Origin of the sequence: Geodermatophilus sp. CPCC 206100 (assembly GCF_048569675.1) — a bacterium.
In the GTDB taxonomy this organism is placed as follows: domain Bacteria; phylum Actinomycetota; class Actinomycetes; order Mycobacteriales; family Geodermatophilaceae; genus Geodermatophilus.
Genome location: NZ_JAQISV010000028.1, coordinates 40,976 through 56,646 on the forward strand (window position 1 = coordinate 40,976; position 15,671 = coordinate 56,646).

Below are 15,671 nucleotides of genomic sequence, written 5' to 3' on the forward strand. Positions count from 1 at the left end.
GGTCCCCGCCACCCGCCGTAGGCTCGCCGCCCGTGTCCGCCCTCGACCTGGCCATCGCGGCGGGCGTCGCCCTCGTCGCGGGTGTGATCAACTCGATCGCCGGAGGCGGGTCGCTCATCCTCTTCCCGACGCTGGTCGCGCTGGGGCTGGGCACGGTGGCCGCCAACGTCACCAACTCGATCGCCCAGTGGCCCGGCTACCTGGGCGGGGTCCTCGGCTTCCGCAGCGAGTACGCCGGGCAGCGCGGGCGGCTGCTGCGCTTCGGACTGGTCGCCCTGGTCGGCGGCACGGCCGGCAGCGTCCTGCTGCTCACCACGCCGAGCGAGGCCTTCGACCTCGTCGTCCCCGTGCTGGTCGCGCTGGCCAGCCTGCTCCTGGCGGTGCAGCCGCTGCTCACCCGCCGGATCGGGCAGCACGAGGACGGCGGGGGCCGGCGGGACCCGCGGTGGCTCTACCTCACGCTGCTGCTCGCCACCGCGTACGGCGGCTACTTCGGCGGGGCGCTCGGCGTCATCCTGGTCGGCGTCCTCGGGGTCGGGCTGCACCGGCTGAAGCTCGCCAACGCGCTGAAGTCCGCCCTGTCGGCGGTCACCGCCACCGTCACCCTCGTGGTCTTCGGCATCTGGGGCCCGGTCGACTGGCTCGTGGTCGTCGTCGCCGCACCGGCCAGCCTGCTCGGCGGGTTCCTCGGCGCCCGCGTCGCCCGCCGGATCCCCGCCACGCCGCTGCGGCTGTTCATCGTCGGGTTCGGCCTGCTCGTGTCGGCGTACCTCTTCACCCGGGTGTAGCTGCTGGCCCGAAGGGGTGACCCGGCCCGCCGAACGGTGAACTCCGCCCGCCACACGTCCGATCAGGGGGCATGCCGTCTCCCGCGCGTGCCCGGCTGCTGCCCGGCGCACCACGCCGGGCACTCGGCATCGCCGTCGCTTTCACGACCGTCCAGATCGTCCTGGCCGCGACCGGCGCCCTGCCGGCGACCGGCAGTCCCGCCCGCCTCGCGGTGGGCCTGCCGCTGTTCGGCTGCCTGGCGGCGATCCTGCTGTGGCGCGCCCGCCGGGTGCCGCAGGAGCGCGAGGTGTGGGGCCGCGTCGCGCTCGCCGGCGCCGTCGTGGTCGCGGTGGTCGCCGTCCTCGCCGTGCTGGGTACCCTCCCCGGGGCCCGCGCCGCGGCCGAGGCGGGCGTCCAGTGGGCGCCGGTCGCGGCCTTCCCGCTGTTCTACAGCGCCCTCGTTCGCTGGAACCGCCACAGCACCAGCCTCGCCGACCCGAACGACGTGCTGAACGGGCTGGCCGCCGTGCTGGCGGTCGTCGCCGTCGCCTCCGTCGTCATCGACTCCACCGGCGGCCGGCTGGCCGAGGCGCCCTGGACGCAGGTCCAGCCGCTGCTGGCCCAGTGCGCGGCCGGCTTCGTCCTGGTGGGGACGGCGGCCTCCCTCGCCTCGCTCGGCTCCATGGCCCGCGACCCGCGGCTCTGGCTGGTCACCGCGGCGTTCGCCGGACTGCTGGCGGGCAGCAGCGTCGCCCTCGTCACCGGCGAGCGGGCCTGGTGGGGCACGGCGGCCGAGTCGCTGGGCGCCCTGTGCCTCGCCGTCGCCGCCACGCTGCGCCCGGCCCGCTCCGACCCCCAGCCGACCGACCCGGCCGCGTCGACGATCGGCGCCTTCGTGGTCATCGTCGCCGCCACCGCGGTGCTGGTCGCCGCGGCGCTCGGTGGTGGCGACCCGGCGGCCACCTGGTGCGCCTCGCTGGCGGCCCTCGGGGCCAGCGTGCGCCTGCTGGTCAACGTGCGGGAGCTGGCGCAGCTGGCGGTCAGCCGGCGGGAGGCCCTCACCGACGAGTTGACCGGCCTGGCCAACCGGCGGGCCGTCCTGCGCCGGGTCGGCCAGCTGTGCGACCGGCGCTCCCCGCTGGCCTTCGCGCTGCTCGACCTCGACAAGTTCAAGGAGGTCAACGACGGCCTCGGCCACTCCGCGGGCGACGAGCTGCTGCGCCTGGTCGCGGCCCGGCTGAAGCCGATGCTGCGGCCCGGCGACGTCCTCGGGCGCCTCGGCGGGGACGAGTTCGCGGTCGTCGCGCCGATGGACGCCGGCGTCGCGCCCGAGGACGCCGCGGCCGCGCTGGGCCGCCGGCTGGCCGACCAGCTGGCCGCGCCGTTCCGCGTGGGCGGCATGTCGGTGCACGTCGCGGCCAGCATCGGCCTGGCCTGCTGCAGCGGCCGGCCCCCGGGCGAGGGCGCCGGCGGCACCGAGCTGCTCCTGCAGTGGGCCGACGCGGCCATGTACGACGCCAAGCGGACCGGCACCGGCGTGGCGGTCTACGACAGCGCCCAGCACGGGGACAGCAGCCGCCACCTGGCCCTGGTCGAGGAGCTGCGGGCCGGGCTGGGCGCCGGCCAGCTCGTGCTGCACCACCAGCCGCAGGTCGACGTCGTCACCGGTCGCACCGTCGGGGTGGAGGCGCTGGTGCGCTGGGCGCACCCCGTGCGCGGCCTCCTCGGCCCGGCCGAGTTCCTGCCGCTGGCCGAGGTGCACGGACTCATGCGCAGCCTGACCGACGAGGTGCTGCGGCAGGCGGTGGCGCAGGCCGCCGACTGGCGCGACCGCGGCCTGGACCTGCGGGTGTCGGTGAACCTGTCGGCGAGCAACCTGCTGGACACCGACCTGCCGTGCCGGGTCGCGAGGCTCCTCGCGGGCTCCGGCCTGCCACCGGAGCGCCTGGTCCTCGAGGTCACCGAGAGCGTGCTGCTCAGCGACCCGGACCGCAGCCTGGCGGTGGTCGGCCGGCTCGCCGAGCTCGGCGTGACGGTGAGCATCGACGACTTCGGCACCGGCTACTCGTCGCTGTCCTACCTGCGCGTGCTGCCGGTGGCCGAGCTCAAGCTGGACCGGTCCTTCACCGCCGACCTGCTCACCGACGCCCGCAACGAGGCCATCGTCGCGAGTACCGTCACGCTGGCGCACCGGCTGGGACTGCGGGTCGTCGCCGAGGGCGTGGAGCACCCGGCGACGCTGGCGCACCTGGCCGGGCTCGGCTGCGACGAGAGCCAGGGCTTCCTGCACTCGCCCCCGCTGCCCGCCGACCGGCTGGAGGCCTGGCTGGCCGCCCAGGCCACGGACACCCCGCGGTCGCCCCTGCTGCTGCGGTCGTAGGCGCGCCGCCGCGGTCGCGGGCGGCCGACGGGTGCCGCCGGCCGCGCTGCGCGTGCTGTGACCGCGGCCACCGGTGGGGTCGGTGTGACGGACGGGTCCCCGTCCGCGCGGACACACACCCGCCGTCCCCGGTTCCCGTCCGGCGGCTGCCTACCGTCGAACGCATGCGCGACAACCGACTCTCCCCGGTCCGGCACGCGAGCGGCACCGCCCGGGTCCAGCAGCTGCACCTCATCGCCGCCGCCCGCGCGGCGGCCGTCCGCCCGACGTCCCCGCAGCAGGTCTCCGACATCGTGCGCGTCACGGTCGACGACGAGGTGGACACCCGCACGTTCAAGGCGATCGTCGCCGACATCTCCGACGACGTCCTCCGCTGAGGCGAGGTATAGGAGGCAATACCTGCGTCCTCGCGCCGCGGACGCGGGTATTGCCTCCTATCCCTCGATGACCTCTCACTCGCCGCCGCGGCCGGGCTCGCCGATGGCGATCATCGCCTCGACCGCGCGGCGGGCCCGTGCGGCGGTCTCCGGGTCCACGTCGATCGCACCCTCGCCGGTGCGCAGCGTCTGCAGCAGCTTGGCCGGCGTGATCATCTTCATGTAGCGGCAGGCGGCGCGGTCGTTCATCGGGATGAACGACGTCCCGCTGTTGAGCCCCCGCAGCTGGTGCAGGATGCCGACCTCGGTGGCGACCAGCACCTGGCTCGCCGTCGTCCGTGCCGCCTCCTCGACCATGCCGCCCGTGGACAGCACGCGGGTGCGGTCGGCCGGCAGGTCGCCGTGGCTCACCAGGTCGAGCACCGAGGTGGTGCAGCCGCACTCGGGGTGCACGAGGATCTCGGCGTCGGGGTGGGCGGCCACCTGGGCGCGGACGTCGGCCGGGCTGATCCCGGCGTGCACGTGGCACTCGCCGGCCCAGATGTGGATGTTCTCGCGCCCGGTGACCCGCTTGACGTGCGCGCCGAGGAACTGGTCGGGGCAGAAGAGGATCTCCCGGTCGGCCGGGATCGAGCGGAGCACGTCCGCGGCGTTGGACGACGTGCAGCAGATGTCGGTCTCGGCCTTCACCGCCGCGGTCGTGTTCACGTAGCTGACGACGACGGCGCCCGGGTACTGGGCCTTCCACTCGCGCAGCTGGTCGGCGGTGATCGAGTCGGCCAGCGAGCAGCCGGCGGCGTGGTCGGGCAGCAGCACGGTCTTGCCCGGCGAGAGGATCTTCGCCGTCTCGGCCATGAAGTGGACGCCGCAGAAGACGATCTCGCGGGCGTCGGTCTGGGCCGCGACGCGGGAGAGGTACAGCGAGTCGCCGGTGAAGTGGGCGACGTCCTGGATCTCGGGCACCTGGTAGTTGTGCGCCAGGATCACCGCGCCGCGCTCCTCGGCCAGCCGGCGCACCTCCGCGGCCCAGGTCTCGTACTCGGCGGGCGACAGGGTGCGCTCGTCACCGACGACGGCGGACGTGGCGGGCGCGATGGTCGCGGTCACTGGACTCCTCGGGTCGGGGCGTGCGGGCCCATGATCTCCCGGGCCACGGGTCGGCCGGGTGTGTCGTGGCGCACCTCGTGCAACGCCGTCCCACTGCCCGCCCTTCCCGCGGGACCATCGACCCTCGACCGGCCCACCGGCCGGTGTTGCGATCCCCCGCATGACGACCCTGACGTCCCGTGTGGCCGTGCCGGCACCCGTCGAGGCGACGGCCGCGGTCGTGCTGGACCTGACCCGCGACCGCGAGTGGCGCCCCGCCGTGACCCACATGGAGGTGGACCCGCCGGGTCCGGCCCGGGTCGGGCAGCGCGCCGTCGAGCGGCTCCGCGTCGCCGGGCTGACCTTCGTCACGCCGAGCGAGGTCGTCGAGGCCGGGCCGGACGGGTTCGCCTTCGAGGGCGGCTCGCGGCAGATGACACTGCGGGGACGGCGGACGGTGACGGCCCAGCCCGACGGGACCTCGCTGGTCACCGAGGAGCTCACCGTCGTGCCGCACGGCCTCTTCCGCCTGGTCCATCCCCTGCTCGTGCCGGGGTACCGGCGGACGATGGACGCCGACCTCGCCCGCATCCCCGCCGTCGTCGCGGCGCAGCGGGTCTGAGGCGCGCCGGCCGCGTCAGCGGCGGACGTCGTAGACGAGGTGGGTGACCCGCCGGCCCTCGACCACCCGCGGGTCCTCGAGCAGCACCTCGGCCGCGCCGCCGGAGCCGAAGAACGGGCGGCCGGAGCCGAGGACGACCGGCACCAGGTTGAGCACCACCTGGTCGATCAGCCCCTCCTGGAACGCCTGCCCGCCCACGTCGCCGGCGGTGACCGAGACGTCGCCGTCCCCGGCGGAGGCCTTGGCCTGCTCGATCGCGCTGCGCACGTCCGGCACGAAGGTGAACGGCGCCGTGCCGAGGTGCGGCCAGTCGTCCACCGGCCGGTGGGTGACGACGAAGACCTGCTCGCCGTTGGGGGGCACCCCCTCCCAGCCGTTGGTGTGGTCGAACAGCCGGCGCCCGCAGACCATCGCCGCCATCCGGGGTGCCGTGGCCTGCAGGAAGTCGGCGGTCTGCTGCGTGACGCGGAAGGGCCGCGACTCGTCGCTGAACGTCATCTCGACGTCGCCGTTGCCGTACCAGTCGAACAGCGGCCCCACCGAGTCGTCGCGCCGCGCGACGTACCCGTCGAGAGAGACCGCCGCGAAGAGGATCGCCCTGCCCATCGTCGTGCCTCCTGTCCCGTCGGGAGCCCCGGATCGGGCCCCGCCAGGACAGACCACGCCGGCGTCCTCAACTCATCGGTTGAGTTCGCTCCGGTCGGCGCGGGTCGTCACCGCAGGTGGCTCGTGTCGTTGACCAGGCGGACGGTGCTGCGGCCGTCGGAGCTCCAGGCCACCGTGCAGTAGGACGCCGCCTCGAGGAACACCCGGTGGACGACCTCGTCGGGCACGTCGAGGCCGGCGGCCAGCAGCAGCTTGATCGGCGTGACGTGGCTGACCACGAGGACGGTCTTCCCGGCGTGCTCGCGCAGGATGCGGGAGCGGGCCCGGCCGACGCGGACGCTGACGTCGGCGACCGACTCGCCGCCGGGCGCGGCGACGGTGGTGTCGGCGACGAAGCGGCGGGTGGCCAGCGGGTGCCGCGCGCGGGCCTCGTCGGCGGTCAGCCCCTCGAGCTGGCCGAAGTCGAGCTCCACGAGGTCGTCGTCGTAGGTCACCGGCAGCCCCAGCACGCCGGCCACGACCTCCGCGGTCTCGCGGGTGCGCCGCAGCGGCGAGGCGACCACCACCTCGATGCCCAGCTCGCCCGCCCGCTTGGCCGCGGCCTCGGCCTCCGCGCGGCCGGTGGCCGACAGCGGCAGGTCGTTGCGACCGCTGTACCGACGCTCCGGGGTGTGCTCGGTCCGGCCGTGCCGCAGCAGGTGCGTCACCGTCGTGACGACCGGCGCGGGTGCGACGACCGGCTGGACGTCGTCCTCCGTCGTCGCCGGCTCGGCGGCGAGGTCGCGGCGCACGGGGCGGCCGTCCATGGCGCTGTTGGCCAGCGCGTCCGCCGCGCCGTTCTGCGCCCGCGGCACCCAGGTGTAGCGCACGCCGCCGAGCTGCCGGGCGATCTGCTGGGCCTGGCGGGCGAGCTTCTGCATGTCGGGGTGCTTGACCTTCCAGCGCCCCGACATCTGCTCGACGACCAGCTTGGAGTCCATGCGGACCTCGACCTCGGCACTCGGGTCGAGGTCGAGGACGGCCTGCAGCCCGGCGACCAGACCGCCGTACTCGGCGACGTTGTTGGTGGCCCGCCCGACCGACTCGGCCCGCTCGGCGAGCACGCGCCCGGTCTGCGCGTCGCGGACCAGGGCGCCGTAGCCGGCCGGGCCCGGGTTGCCCCGCGAGCCGCCGTCCGCCTCGACGACCAGCTTCCGCGTCACAGGCCGCTCTCCGCCGTGCGCACGAGGATCCGCCCGCAGTTGTCGCACCGGACCACCTCGTGGGGGTCGGCGTTGCGGACGGCGGCGAGCTCCCGGCCGAACAGCTCGATGCGGCAGCCCTGGCACTGGCGGGCCTTGAGCATCGCCGCGCCGGTGCTCCCGGTCTGCGCGCGGATCCGCTCGTAGAGGGCGAGCAGGTCGGCCGGCACGGTGCCCGCGGCCTCGGCGCGCGCCTTCTCGTGGACGGCGGTCTGGTCGGCGACGTCGGCGAGGGCGTCGTCGCGTGCCTGCTCGGCCCGCGTGAGCTCGGTCTGCGCCGCCTGCTGCCCCTCCTGCGCGGCGGCCAGCGCGTTCTCGGCGGTCTCCAGCTGCTCCATGAGCTCGAGCTCGGTGTCCTCGAGGTCGGACTGGCGGCGGGCGAGTGACTGCAGCTCGTGCTGCAGGTCGGTCATCTGCTTGGCCGAGACGCTGCCGGAGTCGAGCAGCCGCTGGTCCTTGGCCGCGCGCTGGCGGACGGTGTCGACGTCCCCCTCCAGCCGCTTGACCTCGCGCTGCAGGTCACGCACCTCGGTCTCGGCGCGGACCGCCTGCTCGGTGAGCCCCCGCTCGGCCTCGGCCGCGGTGTCGACCGCCGCCAGCTCGGGCAGGGTGCGCCGGCGGTGGGCCAGCTGGGCCAACGCGACGTCCTCGGCGGCGAGGGCCAGGAGCTTCTGCTGGTCGAAGTGGTCGGCCTTCACCCGCTCAACCTACCTGCGGCGCGGGGTCGCCCCCGGTGCTCCAGGTCCACGGGTCGGTGCGCCGCCGCGAGACGTGCACCTCCACGCGCCCGGCGAGGTCCCGGCGCAGGACGTCGGCGGCCACCGGGAGCCAGGGCCACTCCGAGGCGAAGTGCGCGACGTCGCAGACCGCGGGACCGGGGACCTCCCCGGCCTCGGAGACGGGGTGGTGGCGGAGGTCGCTGGTCAGCAGCACGTCGGCACCGGCGGCCGCGGCGACCGGCAGCAGCGAGCCGCCGCTGCCGCCGCAGACGGCGACGGTCTCGATCCGCCGGTCCGGGTCCCCGGCCGTGCGGACCCCGCCGGCGGTCGCCGGGAGCGCTTCGGCCGCCCGCTCGGCGAACTGCCGCAGCGTCACCGGCTCGGCCAGCCGGCCGATCCGGCCCAGGCCCGCCCGCGGATCGGTCGCGTCCGGCTGCAGCGGCGCGGCGTCGGCGAGGCCCAGCGCGGCGGCGAGGGCGTCGTTGACCCCGGACTCCGGAGCCCGGTCGGCGTTGGTGTGCGCGACGAACAGCCCGGCGCCGGCCCGGATCAACCGGTGGACCAGGCGGCCCTTCGGGTCGTCGGCGGGCACGCCGTGGACGGGGCTGAGCAGCAGCGGGTGGTGGGTGACCAGCAGCTGCGCCCCGTTCTCGACCACCTCGTCGACGACCGCGGTGACCGGGTCGACGGCGAACACCACCCGCTGCACCGGGTCCTCGGGGTCCCCGCAGACCAGGCCGACCGCGTCCCAGTCCTCGGCGAGCGCGGGGGCGTAGCGGGCCTCGAGCGCGGCGACGACCTCGCCCAGCGACACGGTCACGGGCCGGACTGTAGGTCAGCCGCCGCTCGCCGCCTCCGGCCTGCAGGCCGGGCCGACCCGGCGGGCCGGCCCGGCACCCTCGTCAGACCCGCTGCTGGGCTTCGGGCGAGATCCGCGGCCTGGGGAGAGCCGGCGCGCGCCGGGACCCCATCACCACGTGCGCCAGGACCGACGGCGACATCAGCGACGGCGGCGCCGCCTCCATGTGGATCACCCGCAGGAACGCCGTCCCGACCGCGGGGTCGAGCGCGGCCGCGCGGTACACCTTGCCGATGTACCCGTTGACCACCCGCGTCCGCCGGTCCACGGGCCCCCGGACGCCGGGGATGCGCAGATCCGCGCCGAGGGCGATCTGCCACGCGATGTCGACGATCGGCTCGCACGCCCGCCAGAACTCCCGGGGGAGGTCGGCCGGAGCCGGCCCCCGGCGCAGGACGTCGCGCAGCGCGAGGGCCTCCAGGCACGCCACCGTCATCCCCTGGCCGTACACCGGGTCGAAGCTGCAGACCGCGTCGCCGAGGACGAGCAGGCCCTCGGGCGACCGGCGGAGCCGCTCGAACCGCCGCCGGACCGACGCCGGGAAGCGGTACCGACGCGGCTCGTCGACCGGCACCGCCCGGCTGATCACCTCGGAGACCATCGGCGAGGGCAGCGTCGCGGCGTAGGCCTCGAAGCCCTCGGGGTCGATCGGCGGCCGGTCGCCCAGGTAGCCGCCCAGGGCGCAGATCCAGCGGTCGCCCTCCTGCGCCAGGAGGAAGCCGGCGCGCGGGTTGTCCGGCGCGGCCGCGATGGCGACCCCGCCGCCCCCGTCGAGGTGGCCCGGTTCCCGGCGGTAGTGCCGCGTCGAGTAGGCGACGTCCACCTCGACCCGCTCCTCCTCGGGCGGCTCGAAGCCGAGCGCCTGGAGCCACTCCGGCGCCCGCGACGTCCGCCCGGAGGCGTCGACGACGAGGTCGGCGTCCCAGCGCCGGATCCCGCGGCCGGCCGGGTTGTCGCGCTCCACCGCGGCGACCCCCAGCACCCGCCCCCGGTCGTCGTGCATGAGGGCCCGGACCTCGACCCGGTCGTGGACGCTGATGCGCGGGTCGGCGAGGGTCCGCCGCCGCACCTCGCGCTCGAGCAGCGGCCGGCTGACCAGGATCCCGTGCATCCCCGAGCGGCCGCGGGCCAGCGTGTAGCCGTCGCTGACCCAGCGGAAGTCCTCCTGCACGTCGGCCACGCGCCCTCCGCGCGCCACGAGCTCGGCGGTCAGCCCGGGGAACAGCTCCTCCAGCCCGCGCAGGCCCCTGGCCAGCAGCCCGTGCGCGTGCGCGCTCTGCGGGGCGCCGCCCCGCGGCACGGCGTCCTCGGGCAGCGTGTCGTGGTCGAGGACGACGACCCGGCCGGCGTGCTCGGCCAGCACGCGCGCCGCCAGCAGCCCCGCCATGCTCGCCCCGACGACGATGACGGTGCCGTTCCGGCCGGTGGTGGGGAACGTGCTCATCACTACCTCCCGGTCGCGCCGCCCGGGATGGCGGCCGCTGCCGTACGAGGGTGTCGCCGGACCGGTCCCGACTGATGCGTAGAACTACGCGTCCGGGTACCCGCCGCCCGCGGCCGGGCCGAGCTCGGCCAGCCGGCGGACGGCGGCGGTGCGCGACCGGACGCCGAGTTTCCGATAGGCCGACCCGAGGTGCCCGCCGACGGTGCGGACGCTGAGGAACAGCGTCCGGGCGACGTCCGCGTCGGTGCACCCGCGGGCGACCAGCCGCAGGACCTCCAGCTCGCGCCGGCTCAGCGGCTCCGGGAGGGCGTCCCCCTCCGGGGCGACGGGCGCCCCGGCCGCGAGCTCGGCGACCTGGTCGGCCAGCCGGGCACCCGCGCCGCCGTGTCGCTCGGCGGCGACGGCGACCGCGGCCCGGAGTGCGGCGGCCCCGGCGTGCCGGCCCTGCCCGGACAGCGCCTCCGCGCACACGCGGGCCACCTCCAGCACCCGCAGGCCGTCGCCCAGCTCGGCGAACCCGGTCGCGGCGCGGGCGCAGGACCGGGCCGCCTCGACGGGGTCCCGCGCGGCGAGGTGCCACTCGGCGGCGTGCTGGGCCCAGCGGGCCAGGCCCCAGCGGTCGCGCACCTCCTGGCTGGTCCGCTCGGCCTCGCCCAGCGCCGCGGCGGCGTCGCGCAGGCGGCCGGACCGGACCAGCGCCAAGGCCGACATGCCGGAGGCCCGGCCCACCGCCCACCGGTCGCCGACGACGACGAAGAGGGCCCGCGCCTCGGCGAGCAGCCGCGCCGCGGCCTGCGGGTCACCCTCGGCCAGGGTGAGCAGCCCGTGCCAGTAGGTCGCGCCGCCCAGCGCCCAGTCGTCGCCGGCCACCCGGGCCCGCGCCACGCTGGCCTCGACCAGCGTCCGGCACTCGAGCAGCTCGTCCGTGTCGCCGACGAGGGCGGCGTCCAGGCACACCGCGGCCAGCCGGTGCAGCACGAACGCGGCGCTGCGCGAGTCGCCCAGCCGGTCGTAGAGGGCCAGCGCCTCGGTGAGCGCGGCCCGGGCCTGCCCGGGATCGTCCTGGTGACGGGCCAGCCACCCGAGCCCGTGCAGCAGCTCCGCACGGTCGGCTTCCGTGCCCGCGCCCGTGGCCAGCGCCGCCCGCAGCCAGGTGCTCCCCTCGGCGAACCGGCCCAGCCGCCACCAGGCCCAGCACTGCGCCACGACGAGGTCGACCAGCAGCGCGTCCTCCCCCGGGGTCCGCCGCGCCCAGCCGAGCGCAGCGCGCAGGTCGGGGCTGCGGGAGTCCAGGTGGTCCAGGGCCTCGCGCTGCGTCACCGGGGCCGGTCCCCCGCGGACGGCCGGCGCCAGCCGGCGGGCCAGCGCGAGATGGGCGCGGGCGTGCCGCCGGGAGGTCTCCTCCAGCTCACCGGCCCCGGCCAGCCGCTCGGCCGCGTACTGGCGCACCGGCTCGAGCAGCCGGTGGCCGCGGCGCGGCTCGGCGGGCAACGCGCGCACGAGGTACCGCCGGACCAGCGACTCCAGGACGACGAGCGGGTCCTCCCCCACGTCCCCGGCGACCGCGGCCGCGACCTCGCGGTCGAACGGCCCGGCGAACACCGCCAGGCGGCGGAACAGCACCCGCTCAGGAGCGCTGAGCAGCTCGTGGCTCCAGGTCAGCGTGGCGTGCAGCGTGCGCTGGCGGGCCGGCACCCCCTGCCGGTCGTCGACGAGCACGCGGAACGCGTCGTCCAGCTGCTCGTGCAGCTCGACGGGGGACACCACCGCCGTCCGGGCCGCGGCCAGCTCCACCGCCAGCGGCATCCCGTCCAGGCGCCGCACCAGCCGGGCCACGGTCGGGAGGTCACCGCGCCCGAGCGCCGCCCCCGCGGCCGACGCGCGGTCGAGGAACAGCCGGACGGCCGGCGCCGAGGACAGCTCCGCGTCCGCTGCCCGCTCCGGGGGCAGCCCGAGCGGGGGCACCTCCCAGACGTGCTCGCCGGTGACCCGCAGCGCCTGGCGGCTCGTGGCCAGGACGCGCAGGCCGGGGCACTCGGGCAGCAGCGCGAACAGCAGCCGGGCGACCTCGTCGGCCAGGTGCTCGCAGTTGTCGGCGAGGACCAGCACCTCGCGGTCGCCGAGCGCCGCGGCCAGCGACTCCGCCTCGGGGCGGCTGTGCTGCAGACCGAGCGCGGTGGCGAGGGACGGCGCGACGAACGCCGCCTCCCGGAGCGGGGCCAGCGGCCACCAGGCGACCGGCGTCCCAGCGTCGCGCTCGCGCACCGCCGCGGCCAGCGCCATCCGCGTCTTGCCGCAGCCGCCGGCGCCCACCAGCGTGAGCAGCCGGGTCCGGCAGAGCAGGTCGGCCACCGTGTCGAGGTCGGCGTCGCGGCCCACGAGCGCGGTCAGCGGAACGGGCAGCGCGGCGGTGCCGCCGTGCCCGACGGCCGTCCCCCGCGCCGTTCCCGTGGACGGCGCCTCCCCCGGCACACCTCCAGCGTGCTCCGGTGGACCGCGCGGGCCAAGGGGTCACGGAACGGGAGCGACCGGTCGGGCCATCACGGGCCGGCGGCCGGCTCGGCCGGCTCGGCGACCCGGACGGGAGGGACGTCGATCACGTCGGGCAGCGTCCCAGAGCGGCGGTGCGCGCGGCTCCCTCGCCGGTGGAAAGCTCGGGAGCCGTGGCGGAGAGGGGGGTGCACGCGCCGGCCTGGCTCGAGGAGCTGGTGCGCACCAAGCGCCCTCCGGTGCCCTGGCGGGACGTCGTCCGGTTCGCCGTCTCCATCCCGGCACCGCTGGTCGTCGCCGTGCTCGTGGGCGGCGGCATCCAGCCGGGGCCCGCGCTCGGGGCGGGCGTGTTCGGCACGATGGGCGCCCTCGTGACCACGCTCGCGCCCCAGGCCGGGCCGCTGCGGGACCAGCTGCGTCGCATCGCCGCCGCCGTCGGCTTCGGCACGGTGGGCCTGCTCGCCGGCCAGTACGCGACCGGCGGCGGATGGGAGCCGGTGGTCGTCGTCGCCGTCCTGTCGGTGGTCGCGGCGCTGGTGAGCGGGGTGAACGCGGCCCTCTCCCTCGGCGGGCTGCAGCTGCTCGTGTACACCGCGCTGTCGTCGGGGCTGGTGACCGCGCTCTCGACGGCCGCCGAGGTCGGCTTCTTCCTCTGCGGAGCCGCCTGGGCGCTGCTGATGGCGCTGCTCCAGGCCCGGATCGAGCAGCAGGACCCCGACCGCACCGCGGTGGCCGCCGTCTTCACCCGCATCGCCGACCTGCTGGCCGCCTGCGGGACACCCGGGTCGGACGACGCCCGCCGGGAGCTCACGACCGCGTTGAACGCCGCCTACGACCGGGTCATCCGCAGCCGCAGCCACTCCCCCGGGCGCAGCCGGGAGCTCTCGGAGCTGGCCGGGGTGCTCAACGCGGCCGCGCCGCTGGTGGAGGGCGCGGTGGCGGCCGCCCGCGCCGGCGTGCCCGCCGATCCGCAGGACGTCACCGCGGTGTCCGCGCTCGCCGGGGCGCTGACCGGCAGCCGGGAGCTGCCTGCGGCGCGCCCGCCCGCGCTGGAGGACGGCCCGCCCGCCCGCCGCGCGGTCCGGCACGGCGTCCGGCTGGTGTGGAACGTCGTCGGCGACCCGGAGGAGCGGGCCGGGGCCGCGGCCCTCCAGCCGGAGACCGACCTGCGGACGAGGCTGCGCGAGCTCGCCGACCGGACGCTGGCCAGCCGCGACAGCCGCGACTTCGCCGTCCGGCTGGCGCTGTGCATGTCGATCGCCGAGGTGGCGCGCCAGTACGTGCCGGTCCAGCGGCCCTACTGGGTGCTGCTCACCGTGGCGCTGGTCCTCAAGCCGGACTTCGGCTCGGTCTTCGCGCGGGCGGTGCAGCGCGGCGCCGGCACCCTCCTGGGCGTGCTGCTGGGCTCGGCGCTCCTCGCGGTGCTGCCGCGCAACGGCTGGGTGCTCGTCGCGATCGCCGCGTCGGCGGCGGTCCTGCCGTGGGCGCGGGGGGCCAACTTCGGCCTGTTCTCGGTCTTCCAGACCCCGATGATCATCCTGCTGCTGGACCTGGCGCTGCCGAGCGACCCCGGCCTGGTCGGCGCCCGGCTGATCGACACCCTCATCGGCTGCGCGATCGTGCTGGTCTTCGGCTACCTGCTGTGGCCGCAGACCTGGCGCGCGCCGCTGGACGAGGCGCTGCGCGCCGCGGCCCTGGCCCTCGACGCGTTCGTCGAGGCGGCCTTCACCGGCGGCCCGGTGGAGCGGCGCCGGGCCCGCCGGCGCAACTACCGGGCGCTGACCGAGCTGCAGACCCAGCTGCAGCGCCGGCTGGCCGAGCCGCCGCCGGTGAGCACCCGGGCGGCCGCGTTCTGGCCGGTGATCGTGCAGTTGGAGCGGACGTCGGACGCGGTCACCGAGGCGGTCATCGCCACCCGCCAGGGCGAGCCGGCGCCCGACCTCGCGCAGGTCGCCGTCCTCCGGCGGGCGATCCGCGAGCTGGAGGCCGACATCGAGGCCCACCGCCCGCCCGACGACGCGGAGATCCACGCCGATGGGGTCCTCGCTCCGGTGGCCCGGGAGGTGGACACCGCCCGGCGCCTGGTCCGCGACGCCGCCCCCGGGCGCCCCCGCGCGGACGAGGACTGAGGCGGCTTGGATGGGCCGGTGTCCTCCGCATCGCGCACCGTCCGCACCGACGACGACGTGGACCTGCACGTCGAGGTGGACGGCGACGTCGCCGCGCCCCTGACCGTCGTCCTCAGCCACGGCTTCACCGCCCGGCTGGAGGAGTGGGACCTGCAGCGGCAGGCGCTGCGCGACCGGGCCCGGCTGGTGCTGTGGGACCAGCGCGGCCACGGCCGGTCCGGGTGGACGCCGCTGACGCGGGCCACCATCGACCGGACCGGCCGCGACCTGGGCGAGGTCCTCGACGCGGTCGCCCCCGAGGGGCCGGTCGTGCTGGCTGGGCACTCGATGGGCGGCATGAGCGTGATGGCCCTGGCCCGGCAGCGGCCGGAGCTGTTCGGCTCGCGCGTGGTCGGCGTGTTCCTGCTGGCCACCTCGGCCGGCGGGCTGGTGCGCACCGGGCTGGTGGGCCTCGGCGTCGGGGCGTTGCGCCTGCTCGGTCTGCTCCCGGTGTACCTGCGGCTGCTGCAGGCGCTGGCGCCGCTGCTGGAACGCCTCCGCCGGCGCGGCACCGCGGCCGGCCGCTGGTTCACCCGGCGCTATCTGTTCGGCCGGGACGACGCCGACCCGGCGCACGTGCGCGAGGTGCAGGCCCTGCTCGAGCAGACGCCCCTGCCGGTGACCATGGCCTTCTACGCGACCCTCCTCGAGCACGACGAGGCGGCGGCGCTGTCCGTCCTCGGCCGGGTCCCGGTCACCGTGGTCGCGGCGACCACCGACCGGCTCACGCCGCTGGCCCATGGCCGGCGGCTGGCCGCGGCGATCGGGGACGCGGAGCTGGTCGAGGTGCCCGGCGCCGGGCACTGCGTCAACCTCACCCGCCCGTGGGTCGTGGACGACGCCCTCCTGCGGCTGCTGGACCGGGTGGAGGCCCGGCTGCCGGGTCGCCGGGCGGGGTGAGCCGTCGGCTG

At 76.7% G+C, this 15,671-nt stretch carries 13 protein-coding genes; 6 read left to right on the forward strand and 7 right to left on the reverse strand.

The window, feature by feature from the left end:
- Positions 1–32 precede the first annotated feature (32 nt).
- From PGN05_RS14205 to PGN05_RS14215, 3 genes are all read left to right on the forward strand, one after another.
- Entirely contained in the window at positions 33–788 is a 756-nt protein-coding gene (locus PGN05_RS14205) for a sulfite exporter TauE/SafE family protein (RefSeq protein ID WP_419753203.1), read from the forward strand.
- A gap of 71 nt (positions 789–859) precedes the next feature.
- Entirely contained in the window at positions 860–3,148 is a 2,289-nt protein-coding gene (locus PGN05_RS14210) for a putative bifunctional diguanylate cyclase/phosphodiesterase (RefSeq protein ID WP_419753204.1), read from the forward strand.
- A 164-nt stretch (positions 3,149–3,312) separates the two neighbouring features.
- Complete coding sequence (locus tag PGN05_RS14215; RefSeq protein WP_419753205.1) at positions 3,313–3,525, forward strand: hypothetical protein; 213 nt, start codon at positions 3,313–3,315, stop codon at positions 3,523–3,525.
- 75 nt (positions 3,526–3,600) lie between these two features.
- On the opposite strand, the gene nadA is transcribed toward PGN05_RS14215, so the two are convergent.
- Positions 3,601–4,632, reverse strand: a complete 1,032-nt coding sequence (nadA, locus tag PGN05_RS14220; protein ID WP_419753206.1) for a quinolinate synthase NadA — start codon at positions 4,630–4,632, stop codon at positions 3,601–3,603.
- A gap of 160 nt (positions 4,633–4,792) precedes the next feature.
- On the opposite strand from nadA, the gene PGN05_RS14225 reads away from it, so the two are divergent.
- The gene (locus PGN05_RS14225; protein ID WP_419753207.1) at positions 4,793–5,233 is read left to right on the forward strand and encodes an SRPBCC family protein; all 441 of its coding nucleotides are present in this window, start codon (positions 4,793–4,795) and stop codon (positions 5,231–5,233) included.
- A 15-nt stretch (positions 5,234–5,248) separates the two neighbouring features.
- On the opposite strand, the gene PGN05_RS14230 is transcribed toward PGN05_RS14225, so the two are convergent.
- From PGN05_RS14230 to PGN05_RS14255, 6 genes are all read right to left on the reverse strand, one after another.
- Positions 5,249–5,839: a dihydrofolate reductase family protein gene (locus PGN05_RS14230; RefSeq protein WP_419753208.1), complete on the reverse strand. Its 591-nt coding sequence runs from the start codon at positions 5,837–5,839 to the stop codon at positions 5,249–5,251.
- A 107-nt stretch (positions 5,840–5,946) separates the two neighbouring features.
- Positions 5,947–7,041 (reverse strand): bifunctional RNase H/acid phosphatase, encoded by a 1,095-nt coding sequence (locus PGN05_RS14235; RefSeq protein ID WP_419753209.1) that lies wholly within the window; start codon positions 7,039–7,041, stop codon positions 5,947–5,949.
- On the reverse strand, positions 7,038–7,778 hold the full coding sequence (locus PGN05_RS14240) for a zinc ribbon domain-containing protein (RefSeq protein WP_419753210.1): 741 nt from the start codon (positions 7,776–7,778) through the stop codon (positions 7,038–7,040). The genes PGN05_RS14235 and PGN05_RS14240 overlap by 4 nt, the downstream gene beginning before the upstream one ends.
- Positions 7,779–7,782: 4 nt before the next feature.
- Complete coding sequence (locus tag PGN05_RS14245) at positions 7,783–8,619, reverse strand: Nif3-like dinuclear metal center hexameric protein (RefSeq protein WP_419753211.1); 837 nt, start codon at positions 8,617–8,619, stop codon at positions 7,783–7,785.
- A gap of 82 nt (positions 8,620–8,701) precedes the next feature.
- Positions 8,702–10,102, reverse strand: a complete 1,401-nt coding sequence (locus tag PGN05_RS14250; RefSeq protein WP_419753212.1) for an FAD-dependent oxidoreductase — start codon at positions 10,100–10,102, stop codon at positions 8,702–8,704.
- Positions 10,103–10,186: 84 nt separating this feature from the next.
- Positions 10,187–12,574 carry an ATP-binding protein gene (locus PGN05_RS14255; RefSeq protein WP_419753213.1) on the reverse strand — a complete coding sequence of 796 codons (2,388 nt, stop codon included), beginning with the start codon at positions 12,572–12,574 and terminating at the stop codon, positions 10,187–10,189.
- Between the two features lie 206 nt (positions 12,575–12,780).
- On the opposite strand from PGN05_RS14255, the gene PGN05_RS14260 reads away from it, so the two are divergent.
- Both PGN05_RS14260 and PGN05_RS14265 read left to right on the forward strand, forming a co-directional pair.
- Positions 12,781–14,721, forward strand: a complete 1,941-nt coding sequence (locus PGN05_RS14260; protein ID WP_419753214.1) for an FUSC family protein — start codon at positions 12,781–12,783, stop codon at positions 14,719–14,721.
- Positions 14,722–14,739: 18 nt separating this feature from the next.
- Positions 14,740–15,660, forward strand: a complete 921-nt coding sequence (locus PGN05_RS14265; protein ID WP_419753215.1) for an alpha/beta fold hydrolase — start codon at positions 14,740–14,742, stop codon at positions 15,658–15,660.
- Positions 15,661–15,671: the final 11 nt, after the last annotated feature.

What these genes read in the sequence shown, in the direction of transcription:
- PGN05_RS14230 (WP_419753208.1), bottom strand. Translation starts at nt 5,839, where the DNA reads ATGGGCAGGGCGATCCTCTTCGCGGCGGTCTCTCTCGACGGGTACGTC.
- PGN05_RS14210 (WP_419753204.1), top strand. Translation starts at nt 860, where the DNA reads ATGCCGTCTCCCGCGCGTGCCCGGCTGCTGCCCGGCGCACCACGCCGG.
- PGN05_RS14250 (WP_419753212.1), bottom strand. Translation starts at nt 10,102, where the DNA reads ATGAGCACGTTCCCCACCACCGGCCGGAACGGCACCGTCATCGTCGTC.
- PGN05_RS14215 (WP_419753205.1), top strand. Translation starts at nt 3,313, where the DNA reads ATGCGCGACAACCGACTCTCCCCGGTCCGGCACGCGAGCGGCACCGCC.
- PGN05_RS14225 (WP_419753207.1), top strand. Translation starts at nt 4,793, where the DNA reads ATGACGACCCTGACGTCCCGTGTGGCCGTGCCGGCACCCGTCGAGGCG.